The sequence below is a fragment of the Xylophilus sp. GW821-FHT01B05 genome, assembly GCA_038961845.1.
Taxonomy (GTDB): domain Bacteria; phylum Pseudomonadota; class Gammaproteobacteria; order Burkholderiales; family Burkholderiaceae_C; genus Xylophilus.
In genome coordinates, this window is the sequence record CP152408.1 from 5,779,660 (window position 1) to 5,803,149 (window position 23,490).

General features: G+C 67.9%; 21 protein-coding genes. 4 read left to right on the forward strand and 17 right to left on the reverse strand.

The window, feature by feature from the left end; all coding sequences use genetic code 11:
* Positions 1 to 11: 11 nt before the first annotated feature.
* From AAFF27_26930 to AAFF27_26975, 10 genes are read right to left on the reverse strand one after another with little or no spacing between them, the layout of a single operon-like run.
* Positions 12 to 977 carry a cupin domain-containing protein gene (locus AAFF27_26930; GenBank protein XAH23562.1) on the reverse strand — a complete coding sequence of 322 codons (966 nt, stop codon included), beginning with the start codon at positions 975 to 977 and terminating at the stop codon, positions 12 to 14.
* The gene (locus AAFF27_26935) at positions 961 to 1,746 is read right to left on the reverse strand and encodes an ABC transporter permease (GenBank protein XAH23563.1); all 786 of its coding nucleotides are present in this window, start codon (positions 1,744 to 1,746) and stop codon (positions 961 to 963) included. Before AAFF27_26935 ends, AAFF27_26930 begins: the two co-directional genes overlap by 17 nt.
* Entirely contained in the window at positions 1,746 to 2,519 is a 774-nt protein-coding gene (locus tag AAFF27_26940) for an ABC transporter permease (protein ID XAH23564.1), read from the reverse strand. The genes AAFF27_26935 and AAFF27_26940 overlap by 1 nt, the downstream gene beginning before the upstream one ends.
* A complete protein-coding gene (locus AAFF27_26945; protein XAH23565.1) occupies positions 2,516 to 3,532 on the reverse strand; it encodes an ABC transporter substrate-binding protein in 1,017 nt (338 codons plus the stop codon). Before AAFF27_26945 ends, AAFF27_26940 begins: the two co-directional genes overlap by 4 nt.
* Positions 3,533 to 3,590: 58 nt before the next feature.
* Complete coding sequence (locus tag AAFF27_26950) at positions 3,591 to 4,373, reverse strand: class II aldolase/adducin family protein (protein ID XAH23566.1); 783 nt, start codon at positions 4,371 to 4,373, stop codon at positions 3,591 to 3,593.
* Positions 4,373 to 5,281 carry an ABC transporter ATP-binding protein gene (locus AAFF27_26955; GenBank protein XAH23567.1) on the reverse strand — a complete coding sequence of 303 codons (909 nt, stop codon included), beginning with the start codon at positions 5,279 to 5,281 and terminating at the stop codon, positions 4,373 to 4,375. The genes AAFF27_26950 and AAFF27_26955 overlap by 1 nt, the downstream gene beginning before the upstream one ends.
* Positions 5,278 to 6,576: a M20 family metallo-hydrolase gene (locus tag AAFF27_26960; protein ID XAH23568.1), complete on the reverse strand. Its 1,299-nt coding sequence runs from the start codon at positions 6,574 to 6,576 to the stop codon at positions 5,278 to 5,280. Before AAFF27_26960 ends, AAFF27_26955 begins: the two co-directional genes overlap by 4 nt.
* Before the next feature lie 17 nt (positions 6,577 to 6,593).
* A complete protein-coding gene (locus AAFF27_26965) occupies positions 6,594 to 7,475 on the reverse strand; it encodes an alpha/beta hydrolase (protein XAH23569.1) in 882 nt (293 codons plus the stop codon).
* A gap of 19 nt (positions 7,476 to 7,494) precedes the next feature.
* Positions 7,495 to 8,652, reverse strand: a complete 1,158-nt coding sequence (locus tag AAFF27_26970; GenBank protein ID XAH23570.1) for a pyridoxal phosphate-dependent aminotransferase — start codon at positions 8,650 to 8,652, stop codon at positions 7,495 to 7,497.
* Positions 8,653 to 8,663: 11 nt separating this feature from the next.
* A complete protein-coding gene (locus AAFF27_26975; GenBank protein ID XAH23571.1) occupies positions 8,664 to 9,449 on the reverse strand; it encodes an SDR family oxidoreductase in 786 nt (261 codons plus the stop codon).
* Between the two features lie 308 nt (positions 9,450 to 9,757).
* Between AAFF27_26975 and AAFF27_26980 the strand changes: the two genes are divergently transcribed.
* Complete coding sequence (locus AAFF27_26980; GenBank protein ID XAH23572.1) at positions 9,758 to 10,411, forward strand: GntR family transcriptional regulator; 654 nt, start codon at positions 9,758 to 9,760, stop codon at positions 10,409 to 10,411.
* A 106-nt stretch (positions 10,412 to 10,517) separates the two neighbouring features.
* Here AAFF27_26980 and AAFF27_26985 read toward each other — a convergent pair whose 3' ends face one another.
* Positions 10,518 to 11,819, reverse strand: coding sequence for an LLM class flavin-dependent oxidoreductase (locus AAFF27_26985; GenBank protein ID XAH23573.1), 1,302 nt, complete (start codon positions 11,817 to 11,819; stop codon positions 10,518 to 10,520).
* A gap of 183 nt (positions 11,820 to 12,002) precedes the next feature.
* On the opposite strand from AAFF27_26985, the gene AAFF27_26990 reads away from it, so the two are divergent.
* Positions 12,003 to 12,551, forward strand: coding sequence for a flavin reductase (locus AAFF27_26990; GenBank protein ID XAH23574.1), 549 nt, complete (start codon positions 12,003 to 12,005; stop codon positions 12,549 to 12,551).
* Here AAFF27_26990 and AAFF27_26995 read toward each other — a convergent pair.
* Together AAFF27_26995 and AAFF27_27000 are read right to left on the reverse strand one after the other, a co-directional pair.
* The gene (locus AAFF27_26995) at positions 12,514 to 14,130 is read right to left on the reverse strand and encodes an FAD-dependent oxidoreductase (protein XAH23575.1); all 1,617 of its coding nucleotides are present in this window, start codon (positions 14,128 to 14,130) and stop codon (positions 12,514 to 12,516) included. The two genes, AAFF27_26990 and AAFF27_26995, sit on opposite strands and share 38 nt — an antisense overlap.
* 10 nt (positions 14,131 to 14,140) lie before the next feature.
* Complete coding sequence (locus AAFF27_27000) at positions 14,141 to 15,667, reverse strand: polyamine aminopropyltransferase (protein XAH23576.1); 1,527 nt, start codon at positions 15,665 to 15,667, stop codon at positions 14,141 to 14,143.
* 66 nt (positions 15,668 to 15,733) lie between these two features.
* On the opposite strand from AAFF27_27000, the gene AAFF27_27005 reads away from it, so the two are divergent.
* Positions 15,734 to 15,979, forward strand: coding sequence for a hypothetical protein (locus AAFF27_27005; GenBank protein XAH23577.1), 246 nt, complete (start codon positions 15,734 to 15,736; stop codon positions 15,977 to 15,979).
* A 4-nt stretch (positions 15,980 to 15,983) separates the two neighbouring features.
* On the opposite strand, the gene AAFF27_27010 is transcribed toward AAFF27_27005, so the two are convergent.
* From AAFF27_27010 to AAFF27_27025, 4 genes are all read right to left on the reverse strand, one after another.
* A complete protein-coding gene (locus AAFF27_27010) occupies positions 15,984 to 17,939 on the reverse strand; it encodes a glycoside hydrolase family 28 protein (GenBank protein XAH26341.1) in 1,956 nt (651 codons plus the stop codon).
* A gap of 230 nt (positions 17,940 to 18,169) precedes the next feature.
* Positions 18,170 to 18,391 (reverse strand): DUF350 domain-containing protein, encoded by a 222-nt coding sequence (locus AAFF27_27015; GenBank protein ID XAH23578.1) that lies wholly within the window; start codon positions 18,389 to 18,391, stop codon positions 18,170 to 18,172.
* 25 nt (positions 18,392 to 18,416) lie between these two features.
* The gene (locus tag AAFF27_27020; protein XAH23579.1) at positions 18,417 to 19,907 is read right to left on the reverse strand and encodes a DUF4178 domain-containing protein; all 1,491 of its coding nucleotides are present in this window, start codon (positions 19,905 to 19,907) and stop codon (positions 18,417 to 18,419) included.
* Positions 19,908 to 19,911: 4 nt separating this feature from the next.
* Positions 19,912 to 20,943, reverse strand: coding sequence for an SPFH domain-containing protein (locus tag AAFF27_27025; GenBank protein ID XAH23580.1), 1,032 nt, complete (start codon positions 20,941 to 20,943; stop codon positions 19,912 to 19,914).
* A gap of 173 nt (positions 20,944 to 21,116) precedes the next feature.
* Between AAFF27_27025 and AAFF27_27030 the strand changes: the two genes are divergently transcribed.
* On the forward strand, positions 21,117 to 23,441 hold the full coding sequence (locus AAFF27_27030; GenBank protein ID XAH23581.1) for an NADP-dependent malic enzyme: 2,325 nt from the start codon (positions 21,117 to 21,119) through the stop codon (positions 23,439 to 23,441).
* Positions 23,442 to 23,490: the final 49 nt, after the last annotated feature.

Here is a 23,490-nt window from a genome sequence, read left to right on the forward strand (position 1 = left end):
GGCCTTTTTCTTCAAGCATTCTGGTCCAGGAACGCAAACCCCATGGTCCGCGCGTGGTAGTGCAGGCCGCCGTCCTGCACGATCAGGAACTCGGCCCGCGTGCTGCCGCGGTTGTGGTGCGAATGGGCGGCGCCCGGTGGCGTGACCAGGGTGGCCCAGGGCTGCCAGGCGCACGGCGTGCCGTCGATGCGCGTGTGGCAATGCTCGCCCCGCACGACCAGTGTGATCGCCGCCGAGTTGTGGCGGTGCGGCGCCTGGTCGGCGCCCGACGGCAGGCTGTTGAGCGACAGCGTGAGCGTGGGCAGGATGTTGCGCCCCGCCTCCAGCGCGGCACTGGAGAACACCACCGCCAGGCCGGCATTGCCCGCCTCCGGCGTGGCGGCGTGCACCGCGTCCAGCTGGCGCGCGATGTCGTCGGCGCGGTAGTGCACCGTGGGCAGGGCCGCAGGCACCGGGCGCGCGCGGCACAGGGCATAGAGCGGCTCGTCGGTCACGGCCCACAGCACCGCGTCCTGGCCCGCATCGGCGCCCAGCAGCCAGGGCTGGCCGCCAGCCAGGAAGAGCACATCGCCGGCCGCCCACCGCAGTTCCTCGCCGCCGCTGCGGCTCCAGCCACGGCCCTCGATCACGCGATAGATCAGGCCGCTGGCGCAGAAATCGGCAGCCAGCGTTTCGCCCGCGCGTATGCGGGCATAGCGCGCCAGCATCAGCGGCGTGGTGGCGGGAAAGCCGCCGCCCAGCGCGGGCGACTGGTCGCAGGCCCACCAGCCGGTGGGCGAGGCCGCATCCAGCGCGGCGGCGGCCTGCGCCGTGAAGGCCTGGGCCGGCACGGCGGGCAGCTTCACGTTGAAGGCGTTGGCCGAGTTGAAGTACCGGGCCTGTGCCTCGGCCGCATTGGCGGGCTGGGCCGCATGCTGCGCACCCATGGCGGCCAGCGAGGGACGGGCCGTGCCGGCAGTGCTACTTCCAGAAGACATAGCGCTTCTCCACGAAGTTGACGAGGCCGAAGAACAGCAGGCTGCCGGCCGAGGCCACGAAGATCGCTGACCAGACCTGCACGAAGTCCACCTGCAGCACCGCCTGGTAGATGGTCCAGCCCAGGCCGCGCTGCGCGCCCAGCATCTCGGTGACGATGGCGACGATCACGGCGCGCGTGGTGGACACGCGCATGCCTGCGGCGGTGAGCGGAATGGCCGCCGGCACACGGATGCGCCACAGGATGGCGGCTGGCCCCGAGCCGAAGCTACGCATCAGGTCGACCACGCGCGGGTCCACCCGCGCCAGCCCGGCCAGCGCATGCAGGAACACGGTGAAGCCCACCGCGATCGCCACCATGATGACCTTGGAGGTGGGCCCTATGCCGAACCACAGCAGGATCAGCGGCGCATAGGCCACCACCGGCACCGAATTGAGCGCGGTCACCAGCGGCAGCACCGGCTTCTTCACCAGCGGCAGCAGGGTGAGCACGACGGCCAGCGCCAACCCGCAGATGGAGCCCGCAGCAAAGCCCGCCAGCGCCTCGAAGAAGGTGGTGGCCGCCGCCGGCCCCAGCACGCCGCGCTGCCGGCCGATGGCGGCCAATATGCTGCTGACGCTGGGCAGGATGTAGGCTGGCACGCCCAGCGCGCGCGTCAGCACCTCCCACAGCACGAAGATGCCCAGGATGCCGGTGGCGCCGCGCAGCACGGTGCGGGATGTGGCTGGTGCCGCCGCCACCGCGGTTGGCAGTGATGCAGTTGCGCTCATCAGAGTTCGCTCCGCCAGAAGACGATGCGGCGCTCCAGCAGCGCCACCACGCCGAAGAAGGAGGTGCCCAGCAGGCCCGCGGCCAATATGGCGCCCCATAGCGCGACCATCTGCTCGTTGTACATGGCCTGCAGCAGCAGCACGCCCAGGCCCACCGTATCGCCGAACCATTCGCCGGCGATGGCGCCCAGCAGGCTCAGTGTGCAGGCCAGACGCAGCGCCACAAAGATCTGCGGCAGCGCCGCCGGCAGCTGCAGCTGCCACAGCAGCTTCCAGCGCGAGGCGCCAAAGCTGCGCAGCAGGTCTTCCTGGCGCCGGTCCACCGCCTCCAGGCCGTTGAGGGTGTTGACCGTGACCGGGAAGAAGGTCAGGTAGAAGGCGATCATGGCCTTGGCCAAGATGGTGTTGCCCAGCCACAACACCACCACGGCGCCGAACGCAATCACGGGAATGGTCTGCGAGATCACGAACACCGGGAACACCAGCTCGCGCAGCAGGCGTGACTGGCGGAACACCACGCCGCTGGCCACGCCCACCACGGTGCCCACGCAAAAGCCCAGCAGGGTCTCGCTCAGGGTGCGCAGGAAGCCGGCGACGTAGGCTTCGGGCGTGGCCGCCATGGACGCCAGGACCACGCTCAGGCGCGGCAGGTAGTGGGGCGATATCCCGCACAGGACCACCGCCCCTTCCCACAGCACGGCCACGGCCAGGATCAGCCCCAGGCCCTGCGCCACAGGCACCCAGGCGCGCCGCAGGCCGCTGCCGGCCGTCACGGCAGGCGGTCCTTCAGGTCGATGGCCTTGAGGAAGCTCGGGTCGAATGCAGCGTTCAAGTCCACCGCCTTGGGCAGCGCCTTGTTGGCCAGCAGGAAGTCATGCGCGGTCTTGATCGCGGCCATGTCGATGTTGAACAGGCCCTCGGTCTTGGCCTTGCCGGCGGTCATCAGGCGATAGGCCTCGGTCAGCATGAATTCCTGGTGCGCGCGGTTGAGCGTGGGCGCGGCCTTCATGACGATGTCCACCGCCTCCTTGGGGTTGGCCATGGCGTCGCGCCAGCCGCGGATCGAGGCCTTGAGGAAGGCCTTGACCAGCTCGGGGTTCTTCTGCGCGGTGTCCTTCGACACGATCACGGTGTCGCGCGGGAAGGTCATGCCGAAGTCCTCGGCCACGAAGAGCTTGAGCTTCTCCGCGCCCATGCGCTCGCGGATGGTGTACAGCTCGTTGTACCAGGTGGCGGTGACCACATCGATCTCGCCATTGACGAAGGGCGTGACGCTGACCTGCTGCGGCTGTATGTCGACCTTGGAGCGGTCCACGCCGGCGTTGGCCAGCATGCCGAACAGCACGTAGTTGGCGCCGGTGAACCAAGTGGTGGCCTTGCGGCCTTCGAAGTCCTTGAGCGTCTTGACCGGGCCGTCGGCGCGGGTGACGAAGACAAAGGGCGTGGTCTGGTGCGCCACGCCGACGGCCACGATGGGCAGGCCCTTGTCGATGGCACCCATCACGCTGTCGGTGCCGCCGGACAGGCCGAAGGTGTCCGCGCCCGTAGCCACCAGGTTCTCGGTCAGCAGGTTGGGACCGCCGGGGTTGATGGTCAGGTCTATGCCGGCATCCTTGTAGTAGCCCTTGGCCTGCGCGTAGTAGAAGCCGGCGAACTGCGCCTGCGGCAGCCACTTGAGGCGCAGCGTGGCCTTGGCCAGCGGGGCCTGCGCCTGCGCCGTCAGCGTGGTGAGCCCCAGCATGGCGGCCATTGCCAGGGTGGTCAGGAAACGTCGCTTCATCGTCATGGTCGGCTCCGGTGGAGAGGGTTGGAAAACAGGAAACGCATGCGAGGGCTGGCCGCGCTCAGGCGCGGTAGCCGGGGTCGTGGCGGTCGAGGCTGCGCAGCAGGCCGGGCCACTCGCGCTCGCCGGCCACCAGGATGTCGCCGTCCTGCTCCCAGAACTGGCGCGCGGCGTGTTCAGCCACCGCATGGGGCGGCACCAGCATCGGCGCGCCGCCCGCGGCCGCGGCCTGCATGTCGAGCTGTATGCGCGCGGCGCGGTCGAAGTAATAGAGCAGCATGAAGGCCTCGCCCGGCGTGCGTCCCACGGTCAGGATGCCGTGGTGGCGCAGCAGCAGCACCGGGTGCTGGCCCATGTCGCGCACCAGGCGCTGCTGCTCGTCCAGGTCCAGTGCCACGCCCTCGTAGTCGTGGAAGCCCTGGCGGCGGTAGAAGCGCATGGCGAACTGCGACAACGGCAGCAGCCCCTCGGCCTGCGCGGAGACGGCCAGGCTGGCGTCCGAATGGGTGTGCAGCACGCAGAGCGCGTCGTGCCGCGCCTGGTGGATGGCACCGTGGATCACGAAGCCCGCAGCGTTCACCTCGTAGGGCGTGTCCTCCAGCTTGCGGCCCTGCAGGTCTATGCGCACCAGGCTGGAGGCGGTGACCTCCTCGAACAGCAGCCCGTACGGGTTGAGCAGGAACTGGTCCTGCGTGCCGGGCACCCGCATCGAGATGTGGTTGTAGATCATGTCGTCCAGCCCCAGCCGCGCCACCAGCCGGTAGGTGGCGGCCAACGCCACGCGGGCCTGCCATTCGGCAGCACCGATGTGGGCCGGGCGGGGATAGCGCGGGTCGGCGTCCATCACGGCCGGCCCTGCGTGGACATGAAGGACTTCATGCTCTCTTCCTCGATCGCCTCCAGCAACACGCGCTTGTGCTCCATGAAGGCGGGCGAGGTGACGATGTCGGGCATGCGCGGGCGCGGCAGATCCACCGGCAGTTCCAGCTTCACGCGGCCGGGCCGCGCCGTCATGGCCAGCACGCGGTCGCCCAGGAACAGGGCCTCGTCCACGTCGTGCGTGATGAAGAGGATGGTGCGGCGGTGCTTCTGCCAGATGTCCAGCAGCCAGCGCTGCATCATGCTGCGGGTGAGCGCGTCCAGCGCGCCAAAGGGCTCGTCGAGCAGCAAGAGGTCACGCTTGAACATGAAGGTGCGCATCAGCGCCACGCGCTGGCGCATGCCGCCGGAGAGCTGGTGCGGGTACTGGCGCTCGAAGCCGGCCAGGCCGAACTCGGGCAGCATCTCCAGCGCAATGCGGCGCGCATCGGCGCGGCGCATGCCTTCCATCTCCACCGCGAGGATGGCGTTGTCTATCACCGTGCGCCAGGGCAGCAGCAGGTCGCGCTGTGGCATGAAGGAGACTTGGCCCAGCAGGCTGCGCGCGGCGCAGTCCTTGCCCAGGAAGCGCAGCTGGCCGCCGGCGTCCGGCTCTTCCAGCCCGGCCACGATGTTGAACAACGTGCTCTTGCCGCAGCCGCTGGGGCCGACGATGGTCACGAACTCACCGGGGCGGATGGCCACGTCGAGGTTTTCCAGCGCCTTGACCGGGCCGAAGGTCTTGGTCACGCCGGCCAGGGAGAGCAGGGCATTGCCACCAGGCGCGGCGGCGCTGGCAGGGGTGGGCGCGTCAGGGTTCAAGGCAGTGCTTTCATGCAGGGCCGCCGCAGCCTTGGCTGCGGCAGGCGGGAATGGGAGTGCGGCGGAATTCATGGCGCTCCTTGCTCGCAGGCCAGCGCCTGCAGCACGTCGGCGAGTACGCGGGCGCCTTGGTACAGGTCCTCGGGCTGCGCGTATTCCGCCTCGTTGTGGGTAATGCCGAGGTGGCAGGGCACAAACAGCATGGCCGCCGGCGCAATGCCGTGCAGGTAGCGCGCGTCGTGGCCCGCGGCAGAGGGCAGGTCCAGCGTGGGCACGCCCAGCGCCCGCGCCGTATCGCGGATGCGGGCCTGCAGCGCAGCTGGAAAGCTGAGCGAGTCGGCGGCCGACAGCAAGTGCACTGCCACCTCGCATGGGCCGCGGTGCTTATCGCAGAGCGCCGCCACCAGATCGGCCATGCGCTGCAGCTCGGTCGTGTCCGGGTGGCGCAGATCTATGGAGAACACCACGCGGCTGGGCACCACCGAAGGCGCGTTGGGCGTGACCTCGAAGCGGCCGACGGTGAACCTGGTGACGTCGCCGGCGTCATGGAAGGCCGCGGCCATGGCCTGCACCATCGCCAGCGCGGCCAGCAGTGCGTCCTTGCGCTCGGCGCGGGTGGCTGTGCCGGCGTGCGCAGCCTCGCCCTGCACCTCGATGCGCCAGGTGTGCTTGCCCTGGATGCCGGTGACCACGCCCACGGGGGTTGCCATGCGTTCGAGCAGCGGGCCTTGTTCGATGTGCGCCTCGACATAGGCATGCACCGCGCCGCCCAGCGCACGTTCGGCAATGGCGGGCAGGCCCTCGGTCTGCATCTGCGCCAGCGTGGCCTGCACCTGGCGCAGCGCAGTGCCCACGCTGGTGCCGCCGGCATCGGTGGCCGCCTCGGTCTCGGCCAGGGTGCGCTCGCCCGCGAACACGGCCGAGCCCATCATGCCGGGCGCAAAGCGCGAGCCCTCTTCGTTCATCCAGGCGACCACGTCTATCGGCCGCTCGGGCACGACGCCGGTCTCCACCAGCGCCTGCACCGCCTCGAAGGCAGCCACCACGCCATAGACGCCGTCGAAACGCCCGCCCGTGGGCTGGCTGTCGAGGTGCGATCCGCTGAGCACCGGCGCGGCGGCAGGGACACGGCCCGGCAGCCGCAGGAAGAAATTGCCCGCCGCGTCACGCGCGGCCTGCAGACCGATGGCCGCGCCCCAGCGCGTCATCTCGGCCTGGGCCAGTGCATCTTCGTGCGACAGCGCCTGGCGATTCACGCCACCGTGCGCCGTGGCGCCGATGCGGGCCAGCGCATCCAGCCGTGCCTGCAGGCGCGCCGCATCGACATGGGCCGACGCACGCACCTGGGTGGAAGAGGGAGAAGCCATGGCCACGCGTTCCGGCATCAGGACGTTTTCATGATTTCGGAGGGCACCGAGCGCGGATCGCGCGGCACCCAGCGGCCCTGCTCCACCGTGGCCAGGAAGTCCGACACGAACTGGTTGAACAGCCCCGGCTCCTCGATGTTGAGCGTGTGGCCCGCCTTGGGCAGCACCAGCAGGCCGCAGGCCGGCACGGTGCGCTTCAGGAAGATGCCGGGCTGCAGGCAGTGGTCGTCCTCGTCGCCCACCAGCACCAGCATGGGCAGTGCCATGGCCTTGAGTTCGGCTTCCAGGTCGTAGATGGAGGGGCGGCGCGCCTGCACGCCCTGCATGGTGCGGGCCGAGCCTATGGACGAGTGCTCGCCCAGCTGGGTGGCGAACTCCTGCCAGCCGCGCGGGTCCTTCTGCTGGAAGATGATGCGCGAGGCGGCGGTGGAATAGACCTTGGAGAACGCGGGCGCGCCCTGCGCCTCGAACTGCCGGCCCACTTCCAGCGACACGCCGCGGAAGTGCTCTTCCAACTGCTTCTCGGCGCCGTAGCCCGCGCCGGCCACGACCAGCGACAGTGCGCGCTGCGCGTGGCGCAGGCCGAAGTGCAGCGTGGCGAAGCCGCCCATCGACAGGCCAACCACATGCGCCTTGTCAATACCCAGGCCGTCCAGCAGATCGGCCATGTCGTCGACCGCGATGGCCTGCGAGTAGCGCTCCACGTCTTGCGGAACGTCCGACGGCAGGTAGCCGCGCGCGCTGTAGGTGATGCAGCGGTAGCGCCGTGTGAAGTAGCGCATCTGCGGCTCCCAGCTGCGCCAGTCGCCGCCGAACTCGTGCACGAACAGGATGGGCGTGCCACTGCCGGCTTCCTCGAAGTGCAGGCGCGTGCCGTCGCGCGCGGTGATGAAGGGCATGGGGATTCCTTTCGCGGCGTCAGAACAGGCGGGCGGGCAATTCGATGCTGCGGGCGCGCTCGACCATGGCTGGCAGCTGCTCGCAAAAGGCATCGGCCCAGACCTCCGGCACGGTCAGGCTGACCTTGACGAAGCGGTGGCCGAAGCGTTGCGTGTGATAGGTGCCCTGGCGGATCATGATGCCCACCTCCTGGTAGGCCGCTACCAGCGCCTCTGGCTTTATGCCTGCGTCTATGGTCTCTATCACCACCAGGTTGGCCTGTGACGGGTACACCGGGATGGAGAGCCCCGGCACCTTCTGCACGGCCGCCAGCACGGCGGCCTGGTTGCGACGCAGGCGTGCCTTGATGGTGGGGAACCACTCGGCCTTGCTCTTGAGGCCCGCGATGGCGGCGCGCTGCGACACCACGTTGCTGCCCAGGTTGTTGGGCGGCGCGGTGGCCACCATCTCTATGGTGGCCGGGCTGGCGATCACCGCGCCCAGCCGCATGCCGGCCAGCCCCAGCCACTTGGAGAAGCTGTAGGTAGTGATGGTCTTCTCGGGATAGAAGCGGTAGGCGGGCGTGAAGTCGTCCGCGAAGTGCGCGTAGGTGGCATCGTGGATCAACCAGGCGCCGACCGACCTGGCGATGGCGGCGATCTCCTCGATCTCGGCTGCCGTGTGGCAGGTGCCCAGCGGGTTGTTTGGGTCCACCAGGTAGATCACGCCGGTGTTCGGGCCCACGGCCGCGCGCAGTTGCTCGGCGCTGAGCTTGTAGCCCTGTGCCGGGTCGTAGATCGGCAGCTCGACCACGGTGGCGCCGGCCTGCCGCGCGAACTGCATGGGCCAGGCCCAGCTCGGGTTGGTGGTGACGAAGTCGGTGCCGGGCGTGCAGATGTTGCGGCAGACGTTGTAGAGCGCCTCCACCGCGCCGTCGGTGACGAAAGCGCAGGCATCGGTGCCGGCCAGGCCGAAGTCCTCGACGATCAGGCGGCGCAACTCCTCGAAGCCTGCGGGCGGCGCGTAGGCGTGGTAGCTGCCGTCCTGCAGCGCGGCGATAGCGGCCTGGATGACCGAGGGATGCGGGTCGAAGTGGTTGGTGTTCTGGCCCAGCCACATCAGGCCCGGCGTGCTGCAGAGCCTGTCGAAGTAGGCGTTGCGCGCCTCGAAAGGGCGCAGGGCGGTATCGGTTGCCATGGCTCGCCCTATCAGATGATGGAGCCGCGCGACGCGATGCCGCCGTCGATGGTCACGATGGTGCCGCTGATGTACTGCGCCCGGTCGGACGCCAGCCAGACGATCAGGTCGCCCACCTCTTCCGGGCGCGCCGGGCGCTTGGCCGGGTATTTGTCGAACAGCTCTTCCCAGCGGCCTTCGTCGCCGTACCAGTCGAGCGCGCGGCGCTTCATGAGCTTGACCATGCGATCGGTGGCCACCGGGCCCGGATTGACGCCAACCACGCGGATGCCGTCGTCCAGACTGGCGCCGCCCACGCCCTTGGTGAAGGCCATCATGGCGGCGTTGCCGGTGGTGCCGACGATGTAGTTGGCGTCCCAGTTCTCGCCCGAGTTGCCGATGTCGTTGACGATCACGCCATGGCCGCGCGCCTTCATGTGCGCATACAGCTCACGCGTGAGCGTGGCGTACGAGAAGATCTTCATGTCCAGGCTCTCGCGCCACTGCGCATCGGTCACCTTGTCGAGCGGGCCGCCGGTGGAGTCGGCCGCGTTGTTGACCAGGATGTCGGCATCGGCGCAACGCCGGCCCAGCTCGACCACGCTCTCGGTCTTGGACAGGTCCATCGCATGGATCTCGACCTTCACGCCGTACTTCGCGCTCAGGTCGGCCTGCGCGGCCAGCAGCTTGTCTTCCGATCGGGCCGCCAGGTGCAGCTTGGCGATGCCTTCCTGCGCAAAGCTGTGGGCCGTGGCCAGGCCAATGCCCTTGGAGGCCCCCGTGACCAGCGCCGTTTTGCCTTTGAAACCGAGATCCATGGACCGACAACCTTTCAGAACTATGTATGCAAGCTATTGCGCGCCGCGGGCAAAGGCGCCATCGCGCTGCACTGCCCACTCCTACCGCTTTGCGCAAGAGGTATGCCAGCAAAAATGGTGATGCACCCGGTATCTGAAGCGCCTGGGCTGCACCATCAAAGTGAGTGCTGCCACCTGATAGGGCATTCACGATCCATATTGATGCATTTCTATTTATGCTTGTTGCATACATTGATTGATTTTTTGGATGCCAGGCGACCAGGCAGGCCCGAATCTCGCTATGCTCCCGTCGCACTCAGCCCCCAGCCATGACGACACCTATTACCCGTTCCGAACAGGTCCAGCAGATACTGGAGCAGGACATCCTTTCGGGCGCCCTGCAGCCGGGCGCGCGGCTCGACGAGATGGAGCTCGCCGCCCGCCTGCAGGTTTCGCGCACCCCCGTGCGCGAGGCTCTGCGCCACCTGGCCGCGGCCGGGCTCATCGAAACCCGCAACCGCCAGCCGGCGCTGGTGGCGCGCCTGTCAGCGCACAAGCTGATCGAGATGTTCCAGGTGATGGCCGAGCTGGAAGGCCTTTGCGCCAAGCTCGCGGCGCGCCGCATCGCACCCGTGCAGCTGGCCCAGTTGCATGCGCTGCAGACGCAGCTCACGGAGCTCGCCGCCTCCGATGACGTGGAGGCCTTCTACGAGGTCAACCGCCGCTTCCACGAAGTCATCTATGAAGCCTCGCAGAACGAGTTCCTGGCCGACCAGACCCGCGCCCTGCGCAATCGCGTGGCGGCCTACCGCCGCATGGTCACGCATAGGCCCAGCCGCCGCACCGACACGCTGACCGAACACGAGACCGTGCTGCGCTGCATCGCCTGCGGCGACGAGGAAGGCGCAGGCCGCGCCATGCAGGGCCACGTGAATCTGCTGGGCGAGAAGCTGCTGGACTTCATCGCGTTGTTCAAGCAATAACCCCCAAGCTGCGCTGCGCTCCGCCAACCCTTCTTGGAAAGAAGGGGGCGGCACCGGTGGACTGGCGGAGCCAGATCCACGGTGCCCCTGGTTTTCCGGGACGTTTTTAGCCGCGAGCCGGTGTTTGGGGGCGTTGCAGGCCCAGGTGGTCGCGCAACGTGCTGCCCTCGTACTGGCGGCGGAACAGGCCGCGCTCCTGCAGGATGGGCACGACGCCGTCGACGAAGTCCTCGAAGCCTTCATGGAAGTACGGCGGCATGATGTTGAAGCCGTCGGCGGCATGGGTCTCGAACCAGTGCTGCAGCGTGTCGGCGATGGTGACCGGGCTGCCGCAGACCACCCAATGGCCGCGCGCAGCGGCCGTCAGGCTGTAGAGGTCGCGCAGCGTCATCTGCTCGCGCCGGGCCTTGGACAGCAGCACGCGGGTGAAGGCGTGGTAGGTGTCGGGCAGCGCCAGCTCGGGCACTGGCGCGTCCAGCTCGTAGCCCGAGAAGTCATGGCCGAAGCGCTCGGACAGCACGGCCATGGCCTTGCCATCACCGATGTAGGCCTGCAGCGTGTTGAGCTTGTCGCGCGCCTCCTTGTCGGTGCGGCCCACCACGGGCATCACGCCGGGCAGCACGGTCACATCCTGCGGCCGGCGGCCGAAGCCGGCCAGCCGCCGCTTCAGATCGGCGTAGCTGGCGCGCGCCTCGTCGATGTCCTGCACCACGGAAAACGCCACGTCGGCCGTGCGCGCCGCCAGTTGCAGGCCGGGCTCGGAGCCGCCGGCCTGCAGCACCACCGGGTGGCCCTGCGGCGCACGGCCGATGTTGAGCGGGCCCTTGACCTTGAAGAACGCGCCCTCGTGGTCCAGCGCATGCACCTTGGCCGGGTCGATGTAGAGGCCGCTGGCGCGGTCGGCCGGCACCGCGTCGTCGTCCCAGCCGTCCCACAGGCCCTTGACCACGTCGATGAATTCGCCCGCCATCTCGTAGCGGCGCGCGTGATCGGGATGCACCGTGCCGAAGTTAGCGCCGACCACCGGGTTGGACGTGGTGACCGCGTTCCAGGCCGCCCGGCCGCCACTGATGTGGTCCAGCGAGGCAAAGGCGCGCGCCACCGTGAACGGGTCGCTGTAGGTGGTGGACACGGTGGCGCCCAGGCCGATGTGGCGCGTGGACGTGGACAGCGCCGCCAGCATGGTCAGCGGCTCCAGCCGCAGCGTGTACGACGGGTGCGCCTTGGGGTCGGCGTTGAGGTTGTCGCCCATGAAGATCAGGTCGAACAGGCCGCGCTCGGCCGTCTCGCCGATCTTCTGGATGGCGCGAAAGTCCTGGAACGAGTTGAGTGCACCCGGATAGCGCCAGCCGGCGGTATGGCTGCCGGTGCCGAGCAGGAAGAGGCCGAGGTGGATCTGGCGTGTCACGGGAAACGACTCCTTGTACCTTGAGGGAACGTTCTTGTATGCATTAGCGCTTTCGATAAAAGCAAATTCCGTTCCCGTGAAAGTCGTATTTTTCGGGGCTTGCCACGCAATTCAGGTCTCAGCCTTCGTCATCAGGCATACGAATTGCGTTGTATTGCATACCTATTGACCCAAATCCGTCCCATGCGCCTTATCCAGGACCTGCCCCAGACCATCCCGGACGCCGTCGGTGCCGAGGCCTACCGCGATGCGATGGCGCGGCTGGCAGCCGCCGTCAACATCGTCACCACCGACGGCCCCCATGGCCGGGCCGGCTTCGCGGCCTCGGCCGTCTGCAGCGTGAGCGACGCTCCGGCCACGCTGCTGGTGTGCATCCAGCGCAAGTCCTCTGCCTTTGCTGCGGTCATGGGCAATGGCGTGCTGTGCGTCAACACCCTGGCGGCCGGGCATGAGGCGCTGTCGCGCCGCTTCGGTGGCAAGACGCCCATGGCCGAGCGCTTCGATGCGGCCTCCTGGCACAGCCTGGCCACGGGCGCGCCGGTGCTCGCAGGGGCCGCCGCGGCCTTCGACTGTCGCATCCAGCACGCGGTGGATGCCGGCACCCACCAGGTACTGTTTTGCACGGTTCTGGCGTTGGGCGCCGGAGCGCAACCCTTGTCCTGCCTGGTCTACGCAGGCCGGGGCTACCACGGGCTCAGCCTATCGAGCGCCCCGCAGCATCGCCCCGAGTGAAAGCCTCTTCAAACACCGAATAGCCCGACCAGTCGGAGTGGGCAAAACGCAGCCGCCCGCTCTGCGGCCCGTATTGCTCTGATTTTGATAGCTTATAGCCCAGGTGGGTACTGGGCAAACGCCCGATTCGGCTCAAAGTCCCGGGCACCGGCACGGCCATGGCGTGGCCGTAGCGCGTGATCTCCATGCGCGTGGCGCGCGCCAGCACGTCGGGGTGCGGCACGGCCAGCTCGGCCAGCACGGTGTCGCGCCAGGCCTGCCAGGGCTGTTGCAGCAGCGCGGCGCGGCCGCCGGGCGTGCCGCCCAGGGCGCGGTAGCAGCTGAGCACGGTCGGGCCGGGGCGCGGGTCCAGCGACTGGTGGCGCGCGTCGACATAGCCCAGGCCTTGCGCGCCTGGCGCGTCCTGGTAGATCACGTTGTCCCACGAGGGCTCGGCGCCGCCGGGGCGGTCGGCCAGCGGCGCGTCCAGGTGCAGGTTGGCGACCAGCCAGGGCGCGTGCGGCGTGGCGGCCGCCGTCTGGCGCAGAAAGTCTGGCGCGTTCTGCACCACGTGCACCGCCACATGCAGCGGCAGGGCGACGACGCAGTGCCGCGCCTGCCAGCGCTCGACCTGGCGCGTGGCGTGGTCGTAGGCATCGACCTCCACGCCGTGCCGGCCGTTGGCAATGCGCAGCACGCTGCGGCCGGCCTGCAGCCGATCGCCCAACGGCGCGGCCAACGCGCGCGCCAGAAAGCCGTTGCCCTCGGGCCAGGTCAGCACCGGCTCACGCTCGGCGTCCGCATCGCCCGGCGCGTGAAAGCCGTGGCGGCTGGCAAAGTAGTGGATGCCGGCCCAGGCCGAGACAACGGCCATGCCGGCGCCGTAGTCGTCGCGGCAGCAGTAGTCCAGGTACCAGCGCAGATGCGGGTCGGTGAAGGCTTCCTGGTTCAGCCAGTTTTCAAAAACAATAGCATCCAGCCCAAGCTGTACCTGGGCAAAAGTCGATTTTTGTACAGGAATGGCAAATGTCGCTTCGCGCTGCAGCGCCGCCACGCGCGCGGCAAAGCGGCGGTACTGGGCCAGCGTGTCGGCGCCCACGCCCTGCATGGGCAGCAGGCCGTCCTGCCAGGCGCCGCGAAAAAACAGGCGCTCCTGCGGGCTGTGGCACAGGTGGCGCTCGTCGTACTGCCAGCGGCCGGCCACGCGCTGGCGCAGGCCCAGTTCTTCCAGCAGGTTCTGCACCTCGGGCGCATCGTCGCCGGGCAGCGGCAGGTAGTGCGCGCCCAGCGGGCAGGCCACGCCTTCGACGCTGCCGCCGCGGCTGTTGCCGCCGGCTTCGTCCTCCAGCTCCAGCAGTGCGAAGTCGTCCACGCCCGCCTGCCGCAGCGCGCGCGCCGCCGCCAGCCCGGCGATACCGCCGCCCGCGATCAGCACCTGGGCGCGCCGCTGCACGGTGGGCGCGGGCCAGGCGGCCGGGTCGCGCAGCAGGTGGCCGCGCCCGGCCGATTGGCCGGCAAAGCCGCCAGCGATCTGGCGCGGCGCGGGCTCGCAGCCGGCCAAGGCAAGCACCGGCAGTTGCAGGGCGTGGCGGCGCTTCATGCGGGCGGGCTCAATGCGTGACCTTGCCCCATTCTTCCTCGTAGGTGTTGACCAGCACCTGGTTGGACAGCCGGTTCACCTCGGCCGGCACGCGCGCCATGTCCTGCGGAAAGTCGAACAGCAGCGGCAGGCTTTGCAGGTTCAGAAAGCGCAGCCCCGCCGGCAGCGCCGTGGGCAGGCGCCAGGGCCGGTGGCTGGCCAGCACAAAGCCCCATTCGCCAAAGCTCGGCACATGCGCGTGGTAGGGCGTGGCGGTGAGGCCCGCGGCCTCGATGGTCTGCACCACCGTCCAGAAGCTCTTGCGCGCCACCAGCGGCGAGGTGGTCTGCACCACGGCGTAGCCGCTGGCCGACAGGCGCTGCTCCAGCAGCGCGTAGAAGGACTGGGTAAAGAGCTTGCCGATGGCGAAGTTGGTCGGGTCGGGGAAGTCGACCACGATCACGTCGAACATCTCATCCGTCTGCTGCAGCCAGGCAAAGGCGTCGGCGTTGACGATGCGCAGCTTGGGCGATGTGAGCGAATGGCCGTTGAGCCGCGCCAGCGTCTCGTGCGTGGAGAACAGCCGCGTCATGTTCGGGTCCAGCTCAACCAGGGTGATCTGCTCGACCGACGGGTACTTGAGGATTTCGCGCACCGCCATGCCGTCGCCGCCGCCCAGCACGGCCACGCGCCTGGGCGCGCCCTGCGCGGCCATGGCCGGGTGCACCAGGGCCTCGTGGTAGCGGTACTCGTCGCGCTCGGCAAACTGCAGGTTGCCGTTGAGGAACAGCCGGTGCCCGGCACGCCCCTGCGTGACCACGATGCGCTGGTAGGGCGAGTTGGCCGCAAACACGATGTGGTCCTGGTAGAACCTGTCTTCGGCCAGCGTGCTGATGCGGTCGGCCCCGGCAAAGCCGGCCAGCAGCACCGCCAGCGTGGCCGCGCAGGCCAGCGCATGGGCGCGCGGGCGTTGCAGCTCATGGCGAAACAGCCAAAGCGCCCACAGCGCCACCACGGCATTCAGCACCCCGAACAGCAGGCCCGTGCGCACCAGCCCCAGTTGCGGCACCAGCAGCAGCGGAAACGCCAGCGACACCGCCAGCGCGCCCAGGTAGTCGAAGGTCAGCACCTGCGACACCAAGTCCTTCAGCTGCACGTCGCGCTTCAGGATGCGCATCACCAGCGGAATCTCCAAGCCCACCAGCACGCCCACGGCAAACACCAGCCCGTACAGCAGCAGCCGGAACGCGCCCGGCAGCCAGGCGCTGGACAGGAACAACAAGGCCGGCAGCATGCCGCCGGCCAGCGCCACCAGCAGCTCTATGCGCAGGAAGTGCGCCGGCAGCTGCCGCTCCAGGTAGCGCGACAGCCAGCTGCCCACGCCCATGGCAAACAGATAGGTGCCGATGACGGTGGAGAACTGCAGCACCGAGTCGCCCAGCAGATAAGACGCCAGCGCCCCCGCCGCCAGTTCGTACAGCAGCCCGCAGGCGGCAATGACGAAGACGCTGGCCAGCAGCGCGACCTGCACCGGGCGCGGGGCATGGGTGTGTTTCATACGGCCACAATCTTCGCCGATCGGGCTGGGGAACCAAGCAGGCCCATGCCGGCTCCGACGCTCACCATGGACACACTTGCCGCCCTCTCCGACCTGGGCCTGACGCTGCCAAGCCCGGCCTACATCGTGGGCGCCATCCTGTTCGGGCTGGTCGGGCTGGTGGCCTGGCGCCTGGGCCGGCGCGAGGCGCGGCGCAACACCAAGTGGCTGGGCGTGGCGCTGATGTTCTACCCGTATGCGGTGTCCAGCACCTGGCTGCTCTACGCCGTGGGCCTGGCGCTGTGCGCCGGGCTGTGGTGGGACCGGCCCTGACCGCCTAGCGCACGTCGCTCACGGTGGTGTTGTAGGTCGTCCCGGCAATCTTCACGTTCTTCAGCACGATGTCGTGCACGTTGTAGGCGTAGATCGGGCCCGGCACGCTCGCACTGGCCGGCCCGGCCGCCGTGGGCGTGCCGAAATCGCAGTCGCTGATCGTCACGCCGGTGATGGCCGGCACCAGCGGCACCGGCAGCGGGCCGTTGTAGTCGGCCTTGACCGGGCCTTGCGCCACGATGGCCTGGAAGCACGACGCAGTGACGCCGCCCAGCGTCACGTTGCTGGCCTTGACGCGCGAGATGTTGATGTTCTCGACCGTGGCCGGCCGCGTCCGGATCGCATCCTTGGCCGGCTGGTAGTCGCAGTCGAAGGTGATGATGCCGCCCTGCGCCGCCGACGGGTTGGCGGCCGCGGCGGTGACCACGCCCAGCGGCACGGTGGCGTTGATCGGGCTGCCTGCCAGCAGTGACGAGCCATAGCCCGAGGGACTCAGGCTCACGCCGTGGGCGAGGGTCACGTTGTCCACATAAAGGCCGCGCACGAAGCCGCCGCGGTTCATGTTGGTCTTGATGCGGATGGCGATGTTCAGCGCATTGGTGGCCCAGTTGAGGTTGCGCATCTCCAGGTTGCGCGCATAGATCTTCTCGATGCCCGCGCCCATCTCGCTGCCCAGCGTGAGGCCGCCGTGGCCGCTTTGCATCACGCAGTTCTGGATCACGTGGTTTTGCGCCGGGCCGTACAGGGTGTCGAGGTTCTTGCCGGACTTGATCGCAATGCAGTCGTCGCCGGTGTTGAACTCGACGTTCTCGCACAGCACCATGTCGCAGGCGTCCGGGTCAAAGCCGTCGTTGTTCAGGCCGGTGCTGTCGGCCAGCACGCCGCGTATCACCACGTTCTTGCAGTCGACCGGGTGGTGCTGCCAGAACGGCGTGTTGTTGGTCTGGTAGTTTTCCATCAGCACGTCGGTGCAGCCAATGAAGGTGACCATGCAGGGCCGCAGGAAGTGGCCCAGGCCGAAGATGCGCTGCTCTATCGGCACACCCGCCTCCGACAGGCATGGCAGGTAGTTCTGGTCCTGCTGCCAGGGCGTGGCGGGGTTGGTCAGCAGCGCATAGAGCGCATCGCTGATGCCCGGCACCTTGGTACGCAAATCAAGGTTCAGCGGGTTGTTGGAGGCCGCAGACGGTGTAGCGCTGGCACTGACAAAACCGTACTGGCCCACGTTGCCCTTGTAGGTCCACCACGAGGTGGCCGTGTTGCCGCTGCCCGCAAAGGGCGTCATGGCCTGGCCATTGAGGATCGAGGTCTGGTCGGCACCGGTGATGGCAATGTGCGACTGGTTGCGCGCATAGATCGGCGAGCCAAAGTTCAGGCAGTCATTCGACTGCCAGCGGCCGTAGTACAGCTGGCCGTTGGTGCCGCAATTGATCGGGCCATCCTTGGCGTAGTCGGCCGGGTTGTTGCTGAAGTAGATCTGGCAGTGGGCGCTTAAATGGAAGTTGACGTTGCTGAGCAGCACGATCGGCCCCGCGCAGTACCAGTTGCCCGCCGGCACCACGACGCGCCCGCCGCCGGCCGCATTGCAGGCCTGTATCGCGGCCAAAAATGCCGGACGCGCATCGAACGCGCCCGGCGCCTGGGTCTTGTCCGAGCCAGCGCTGGGCGGCGACAGGGCTGCGTTGGTGTAGGGGTTGGGCGAATCCACGACGGTGCAGGCCTGCGCGCCGTAGTCGGTGACCAGAAAGTCGCGCGGGGGAAACGAATCCTGCGACACCGACTTGAGCGCGTTGACGATGAGGGTGGCCGCGCCAGACAAACCCCAGATCGGGTCGTCCACATCGCCGTTGCTGCCACCGCCGCCGCAACCTTCAAGGCCAAGCAAGGCCCCGCCAAAGAGTGCTCCGGCGCCCAGCAGGAAGCTGCGGCGCTGGGTTTGTATGCCCACGGCTGCCGCCATGGCGCTGCGGTGAAACTGCGCGTTCAATGGTGTCTCCTTATGCGGCCTAACCGCTTGACTGTTATATGTTGTCGGACAACATTGAGCACTATCCGGCGTTGCTCATCGCCAAATCACAGTGATTACCCCCATGAATCCCGTTTTTACATCTGGTGATGTTTTTGGAAAGTCCACATATCGTCTTACAAGCATGCAGAGACCGAAGGCGCATTGCCAGCGCCTGGCCGGCCTCAGCCGTGGATCGCCGCCGCCACGATCAGCGAGATGCCCAGGCACATCGCCGCCACCACCAGGCCGAGCGCAACGTTCTGCTTCTCGATGATCTCGGCCCACAGATCGACGGGGGTGATCTTGTCGATGATCAGAAAGCACAGCCAGAACACCACCACGCCCAGCAGCGCAAAGAAGACAGAGCCCAGCAAGGCACCGGGCCTGAACCATTCAAAAATCATGGAAACCTCCGTGGAATGACACGCCCTACTTGTGGCCGCCGCCGCTGGAATAGCCACCCCAGGCGCCGCCCGGGCTGCGCGCCGACGCACCGCAGTTCTCGCGCGCCGGGTCACAAGTGCTGCAGCGCGACAGCAGCAAGACCAGCACCAGCAGCACGAACAAAACCAGTATGACGCCGGTGCAGCCAATGCCCGAGCCGAGCCTAGCCTCGCCGCGCGCCAGCTGCAGCTTCTTTTCTTCGGGCAGCCCGAAGGCCGCGGCGATGGTGGCCGTCTCCAGGCGGTTGCCCATGGACCAGGTCACCTCGCTGCGGCTGCGCTCCATGGACAGCAGTTGGCGGTTGTAGGCGTAGTCGGCGTTCGAGGTCTTCTGGCCGCGCTCCACCGGCCAATAGAACTCGCCCTGCACATAGATGGTCTCGGCGTCGTAGCGGTACTGCAGCGCGTAGGCCGAACCCAGGTACTTGGCGGTGTTCTGGTCGCTGCTGAGCTTGGGCGCGCCGGTGGCGGGCTTGACCAGGCTCCAGCCATCTTCCGCATCCACCAAAAAACAAAAGCCGCGCTGGCGGTGGTAGAGCAGGTACTCGCTCCAGCCAAAGCTCTCGTCGTCGCCAGCCTCGCGCCCCATGCGGTGCTGGAAGCCCACCACCTGCCACTCCGCGCCCTGCAGCTGGCCCAGCGTGCCCACGGGTATCAGCGGGCGGATCGGCTCGTCCTGCAGCGCGTGGCGCAGCTCGCCGCCCAGGCCGGATGTCAGGTCGATGATGCTGCGGCAGCTCGGGCAGGTGATGGCCTTGCTGTCCTGCAACTGCACGGCCACCGGCGCGCCGCAGTTCGGGCAGTTGAACTGGCGCGCAGCCTCGGTCTTCTCCGAGACCTCGCGCAGGCCGCTGAGCTTGAGCGTCTCCAGCAGCACAGACTCGCCGCGCGAGACATCGGGCGGATCGCGGAAGTAGTCCAGCGACAGCACCGTGCCGTCGTCGCCGCGCAGCTCGGCCGAAGGGAACGTCTGGCCCAGCGGCGCGATGTGCGAAAGCTCGCCCTCCGCCGCCACCAGCGTCACCAGCCCCTGGAAGGCCACGCTGTAGCCCCGGCCATCGATTGCGGTGCGTGCGCCCAGGCGCAGCGCCTCGGGCGGCGGCGCGGCAATCGGCAGCACGACCGGCCGGGCAAAGACATAGGCGCCGTTGTCCTCGGCCAGCAGCGCCGAAGAGCCATCGGCCATGGCCGCATGCCATTCGTTCCAGGTGCCGGCATCCGAGCGGTACTGCAGCCGGCCCACCAGCGTGAACGGCTGGCCCGCATGCGCGCCCGTGGCCATCAGCTGCAGCGGGCTGTGGTCGTCGAACAGCTCGGCCATGCGGCCGATGCGCGACAGCACTTCGCCGCTGCGCACGATGGTGCTGTGGCAGTAGACGCAGACCGCGTGGGTGGACTGCGCGCTGCGGAAATCAACCGGCGCGCCGCAGCCCGGGCAGGGCGCGCGGTAGACGCGCTGGGGAACGGCGGTGGCCAAGCGACTAGACGAGCTTCTTGAGCAGCTCTGCCTTCTTGGCGTCAAATTCCTCTTGCGTGAGGATGCCCTTGGACTTGAGCTCGCCCAGCTTCTCCAGCGTGGCCATGACATCCTCGGCGCGCACCACGGCGGGGGCAGCAGCAGCAGCCGGCGCCGCCTGCAAACCCTGCTGCAGGTTCTGCGCCAGCACCTGGCCCAGCGCCACGCCGGCGCCCAGGCCCATGGCGTCGCCGGCAATGCCGCCACCGCCGCCCGCCGCGCCCTCGGCCATCTTGGGTATGGCCTGGCCGGTCTGGTACTGGATGAAGCGGCCCATGTCCTTGCCGACCATGCCCATGCCGATCTTCTGGTCCATGACCTGCTGCAGCTCTTCGGGCAGCGACAGGTTCTGCACCGTCATGCCTTCGAGCTGCAGCCCGATCTTGGCAAATTCAGGCTGCAGCGCAGTGGTGAGCGCCTGCGCAAACATGATCTGGTTGGCCGCCAAGTCCAGAAAAGAAACGCCGCTGGCGGCTATGGCATTGCTGATGTTCTGCAGCACCAGGCCGCGCAACTGGCCATCGAGGTCACCGGTGCTGTACTCGGCGCGGGTGCCGGAGATCTCGGTGTGGAAGCGCTTGGCATCGGCCACGCGGTAGCTGTAGTTGCCAAAGGCACGCAGCCGCACCGCGCCAAAGTCCTGGTCGCGGATGGTGATCGGCTGGGGCGTGCCCCACTTCTGGTCGACCTGCTGGCGCGTGCTGAAGAAGTAGACGTCGCTCTTGAACGGGGACTCAAAAAGCTTGTCCCAGTTCTTCAGGTAGGTCAGTACCGGCAGCGTCTGGGTCGTGAGCTTGTAGGTGCCGGGGCTGAACACGTCGGCCACCTGGCCTTCGTTGACGAACACCGCCACCTGCGACTCGCGCACCACCAGCGTGCCGCCGTTCTGGATTTCCAGGTCCCGCATCGGGTAGCGCCAGGCCAGCGTGCCATCGCCCTCCTCCGTCCACTGCAGGATGTCAATGAACTGCTTCTTGATGAAATCCATCAGGGCCATGGCGTCCTCCGGGCATTCGAGTACTTGGTGCGAGGGATGATACTTCGCGCCTTCGGCGGCGCAGGAGTGCCACAGCCGATGTCTACAATCCCAGCTCCCTCAGACACGCCGCCCACCGCGCCCATGCGCGGCACGGCCGCTTGAAGCAGTAGCCCCGCGCAGGAGACGCACGCATGTCCACCCCCACTTCCCCGGCCAGCGCCCAGACCAATCTGGAGGAGCGCCGCGCTGAGCTGCGCCGCGCCGCTCTGGCCTATCACGAGTTTCCCAAGCCGGGCAAGATCGCCATCGCCGCGACCAAACAGTTGCTCAACCAGCGCGACCTGGCGCTGGCCTATTCGCCCGGCGTGGCTGCGCCCTGCGAGGAGATCGTCAAGGACCCGAACGCCGCCTTCAAGTACACCAGCCGCGGCAACCTGGTGGCCGTGATCACCAACGGCACCGCCGTGCTGGGCCTGGGCGACATCGGCCCGCTGGCCTCCAAGCCGGTGATGGAAGGCAAGGGCGTGCTGTTCAAGAAGTTCGCCGGCGTCGACGTGTTCGACATCGAGATCGCCGAGAAAGACCCGCAGAAGCTGGTCGACGTGATCGCCGCGCTGGAACCCACCTTCGGCGCCATCAACCTCGAAGACATCAAGGCACCGGACTGCTTCTTCGTCGAGCGCGAGCTGCGCAAGCGCATGAAGATCCCGGTGTTCCACGACGACCAGCACGGCACCGCGATCACCGTCGCCGCCGCCATGCTCAATGGCCTGAAGGTCGTGGGCAAGGACATCGGCCAGGTCAAGCTGGTGACCTCTGGCGCGGGCGCTGCGGCACTGGCCTGCCTGACCTTGCTGCTCAAGGTCGGCCTGAAGCGTGAAAACGTCTACGTGACCGACCTGGCCGGCGTGGTCTATGAAGGCCGCACCGAGCTGATGGACGAGGACAAGGCCTTCTTCGCGCAGAAAACCGAAGCCCGCTCGCTCAGCGACGTGATCGACGGTGCCGACGTATTCCTGGGCCTGTCGGCCGGCGGCGTGCTGAAACCCGCCATGGTCGCCAAGATGGCGGCCAACCCGGTGATCTTCGCGCTGGCCAACCCCAACCCGGAAATCTCCCCCGAAGACGCGCATGCCGTGCGCGGCGACGTGGTGATGGCCACCGGCCGCACCGACTACCCGAACCAGGTCAACAACGTCCTGTGCTTCCCCTACATCTTCCGGGGCGCACTGGACTCGGGCGCGACCACCATCACCGACGAGATGGAAATCGCCGCGGTGCATGCGATTGCCGAGCTGGCCCAGGCCGAGCAAAGCGAAGTGGTGGCCGCCGCCTATGCCGGCGAGCCGCTGGCCTTCGGCAAGGACTACCTGATCCCCAAGCCTTTTGATCCGCGCCTGATGATCAAGATCGCGCCGGCCGTGGCCCAGGCCGCCGCCGACAGCGGCGTGGCGCTGCGCCCGATCAAGGACATGGACGCCTACCGCGACAGCCTGCAAAGCTTCGTCTATGCCTCTGGCACCACGATGAAGCCGATCTTCGCCGCCGCCAAGGCCGCGTCGAAGAAGCGCGTGGCCTATGCCGAGGGCGAGGAAGAACGCGTGCTGCGCGCCGCCCAGATCGTGGTGGACGAGGGCGTCGCCCGCCCAACACTGATCGGCCGCCCGGCCATCATCGCCCAGCGCATCGAGAAGTTCGGCCTGCGCCTGCAGGAAGGGCGCGACTACGACGTGGTCAACGTCGAGCAGGACCACCGCTACCGCGACTTCTGGCAGACCTACCACCGCATGACCGAGCGCAAGGGCGTGACCGTGCAGATGGCCAAGATCGAGATGCGCCGGCGCCTGGCGCTGATCGGCGCGATGCTGCTCTACAAGGGCGAGGTCGATGGCCTGATCGTCGGCACCTGGGGCCATACCCAGCTGCACCTGAACTACATCGACCAGGTCATCGGCCGGCGCGCCGGCGTCTGCACCTATGCCTGCATGAACGGCCTGTTGCTGCCGGACCGCCAGATATTCCTGGTGGACACCCACGTCAACTACGACCCGACCGCCGAGCAACTGGCCGAGATCACGGTCATGGCCGCCGAGGAAATGATGCGCTTCGGCATCAAGCCCAAGGCTGCGCTGCTGAGCCACTCCAACTTCGGCAGCAGCAACCAGCCCAGCGCGGTGAAGATGCGCCAGACGCTGGACCTGCTGCGCATCCAGGCGCCCTGGCTGGAAGTGGACGGCGAAATGCACGGCGACGTGGCGCTGGACGGCGCCCAGCGCGCGCAAATCATGCCGCACAGCGCCCTGGCCGGCGACGCCAACCTGCTGGTGCTGCCCAACATCGACGCCGCCAATATCTCCTACAACCTGCTGAAAACCGCAGCCGGCGGCGGCATTGCCATCGGCCCGGTGCTGCTGGGCGCGGCACAACCTGTGCACATCCTGACCGCCAGCGCCACCGTGCGCCGGATCGTCAACATGACTGCGCTGACCGTCGCCGACGCCAACGCTTCCCGCTAGAAAACCCAGCCAATACGGGCCATAACCGCACAGCGAGTACCGACTTACA

Coding starts and splice junctions, on each gene's coding strand:
- AAFF27_26930 (XAH23562.1), bottom strand. CDS start 977: ATGTCTTCTGGAAGTAGCACTGCCGGCACGGCCCGTCCCTCGCTGGCC.
- AAFF27_26935 (XAH23563.1), bottom strand. CDS start 1,746: ATGAGCGCAACTGCATCACTGCCAACCGCGGTGGCGGCGGCACCAGCC.
- AAFF27_26945 (XAH23565.1), bottom strand. CDS start 3,532: ATGACGATGAAGCGACGTTTCCTGACCACCCTGGCAATGGCCGCCATG.
- AAFF27_26950 (XAH23566.1), bottom strand. CDS start 4,373: ATGGACGCCGACCCGCGCTATCCCCGCCCGGCCCACATCGGTGCTGCC.
- AAFF27_26955 (XAH23567.1), bottom strand. CDS start 5,281: ATGAATTCCGCCGCACTCCCATTCCCGCCTGCCGCAGCCAAGGCTGCG.
- AAFF27_26960 (XAH23568.1), bottom strand. CDS start 6,576: ATGGCTTCTCCCTCTTCCACCCAGGTGCGTGCGTCGGCCCATGTCGAT.
- AAFF27_26965 (XAH23569.1), bottom strand. CDS start 7,475: ATGCCCTTCATCACCGCGCGCGACGGCACGCGCCTGCACTTCGAGGAA.
- AAFF27_26970 (XAH23570.1), bottom strand. CDS start 8,652: ATGGCAACCGATACCGCCCTGCGCCCTTTCGAGGCGCGCAACGCCTAC.
- AAFF27_26975 (XAH23571.1), bottom strand. CDS start 9,449: ATGGATCTCGGTTTCAAAGGCAAAACGGCGCTGGTCACGGGGGCCTCC.
- AAFF27_26980 (XAH23572.1), top strand. CDS start 9,758: ATGACGACACCTATTACCCGTTCCGAACAGGTCCAGCAGATACTGGAG.
- AAFF27_26990 (XAH23574.1), top strand. CDS start 12,003: ATGCGCCTTATCCAGGACCTGCCCCAGACCATCCCGGACGCCGTCGGT.
- AAFF27_26995 (XAH23575.1), bottom strand. CDS start 14,130: ATGAAGCGCCGCCACGCCCTGCAACTGCCGGTGCTTGCCTTGGCCGGC.
- AAFF27_27000 (XAH23576.1), bottom strand. CDS start 15,667: ATGAAACACACCCATGCCCCGCGCCCGGTGCAGGTCGCGCTGCTGGCC.
- AAFF27_27005 (XAH23577.1), top strand. CDS start 15,734: ATGGACACACTTGCCGCCCTCTCCGACCTGGGCCTGACGCTGCCAAGC.
- AAFF27_27010 (XAH26341.1), bottom strand. CDS start 17,939: ATGGCGGCAGCCGTGGGCATACAAACCCAGCGCCGCAGCTTCCTGCTG.
- AAFF27_27015 (XAH23578.1), bottom strand. CDS start 18,391: ATGATTTTTGAATGGTTCAGGCCCGGTGCCTTGCTGGGCTCTGTCTTC.
- AAFF27_27025 (XAH23580.1), bottom strand. CDS start 20,943: ATGGCCCTGATGGATTTCATCAAGAAGCAGTTCATTGACATCCTGCAG.
- AAFF27_27030 (XAH23581.1), top strand. CDS start 21,117: ATGTCCACCCCCACTTCCCCGGCCAGCGCCCAGACCAATCTGGAGGAG.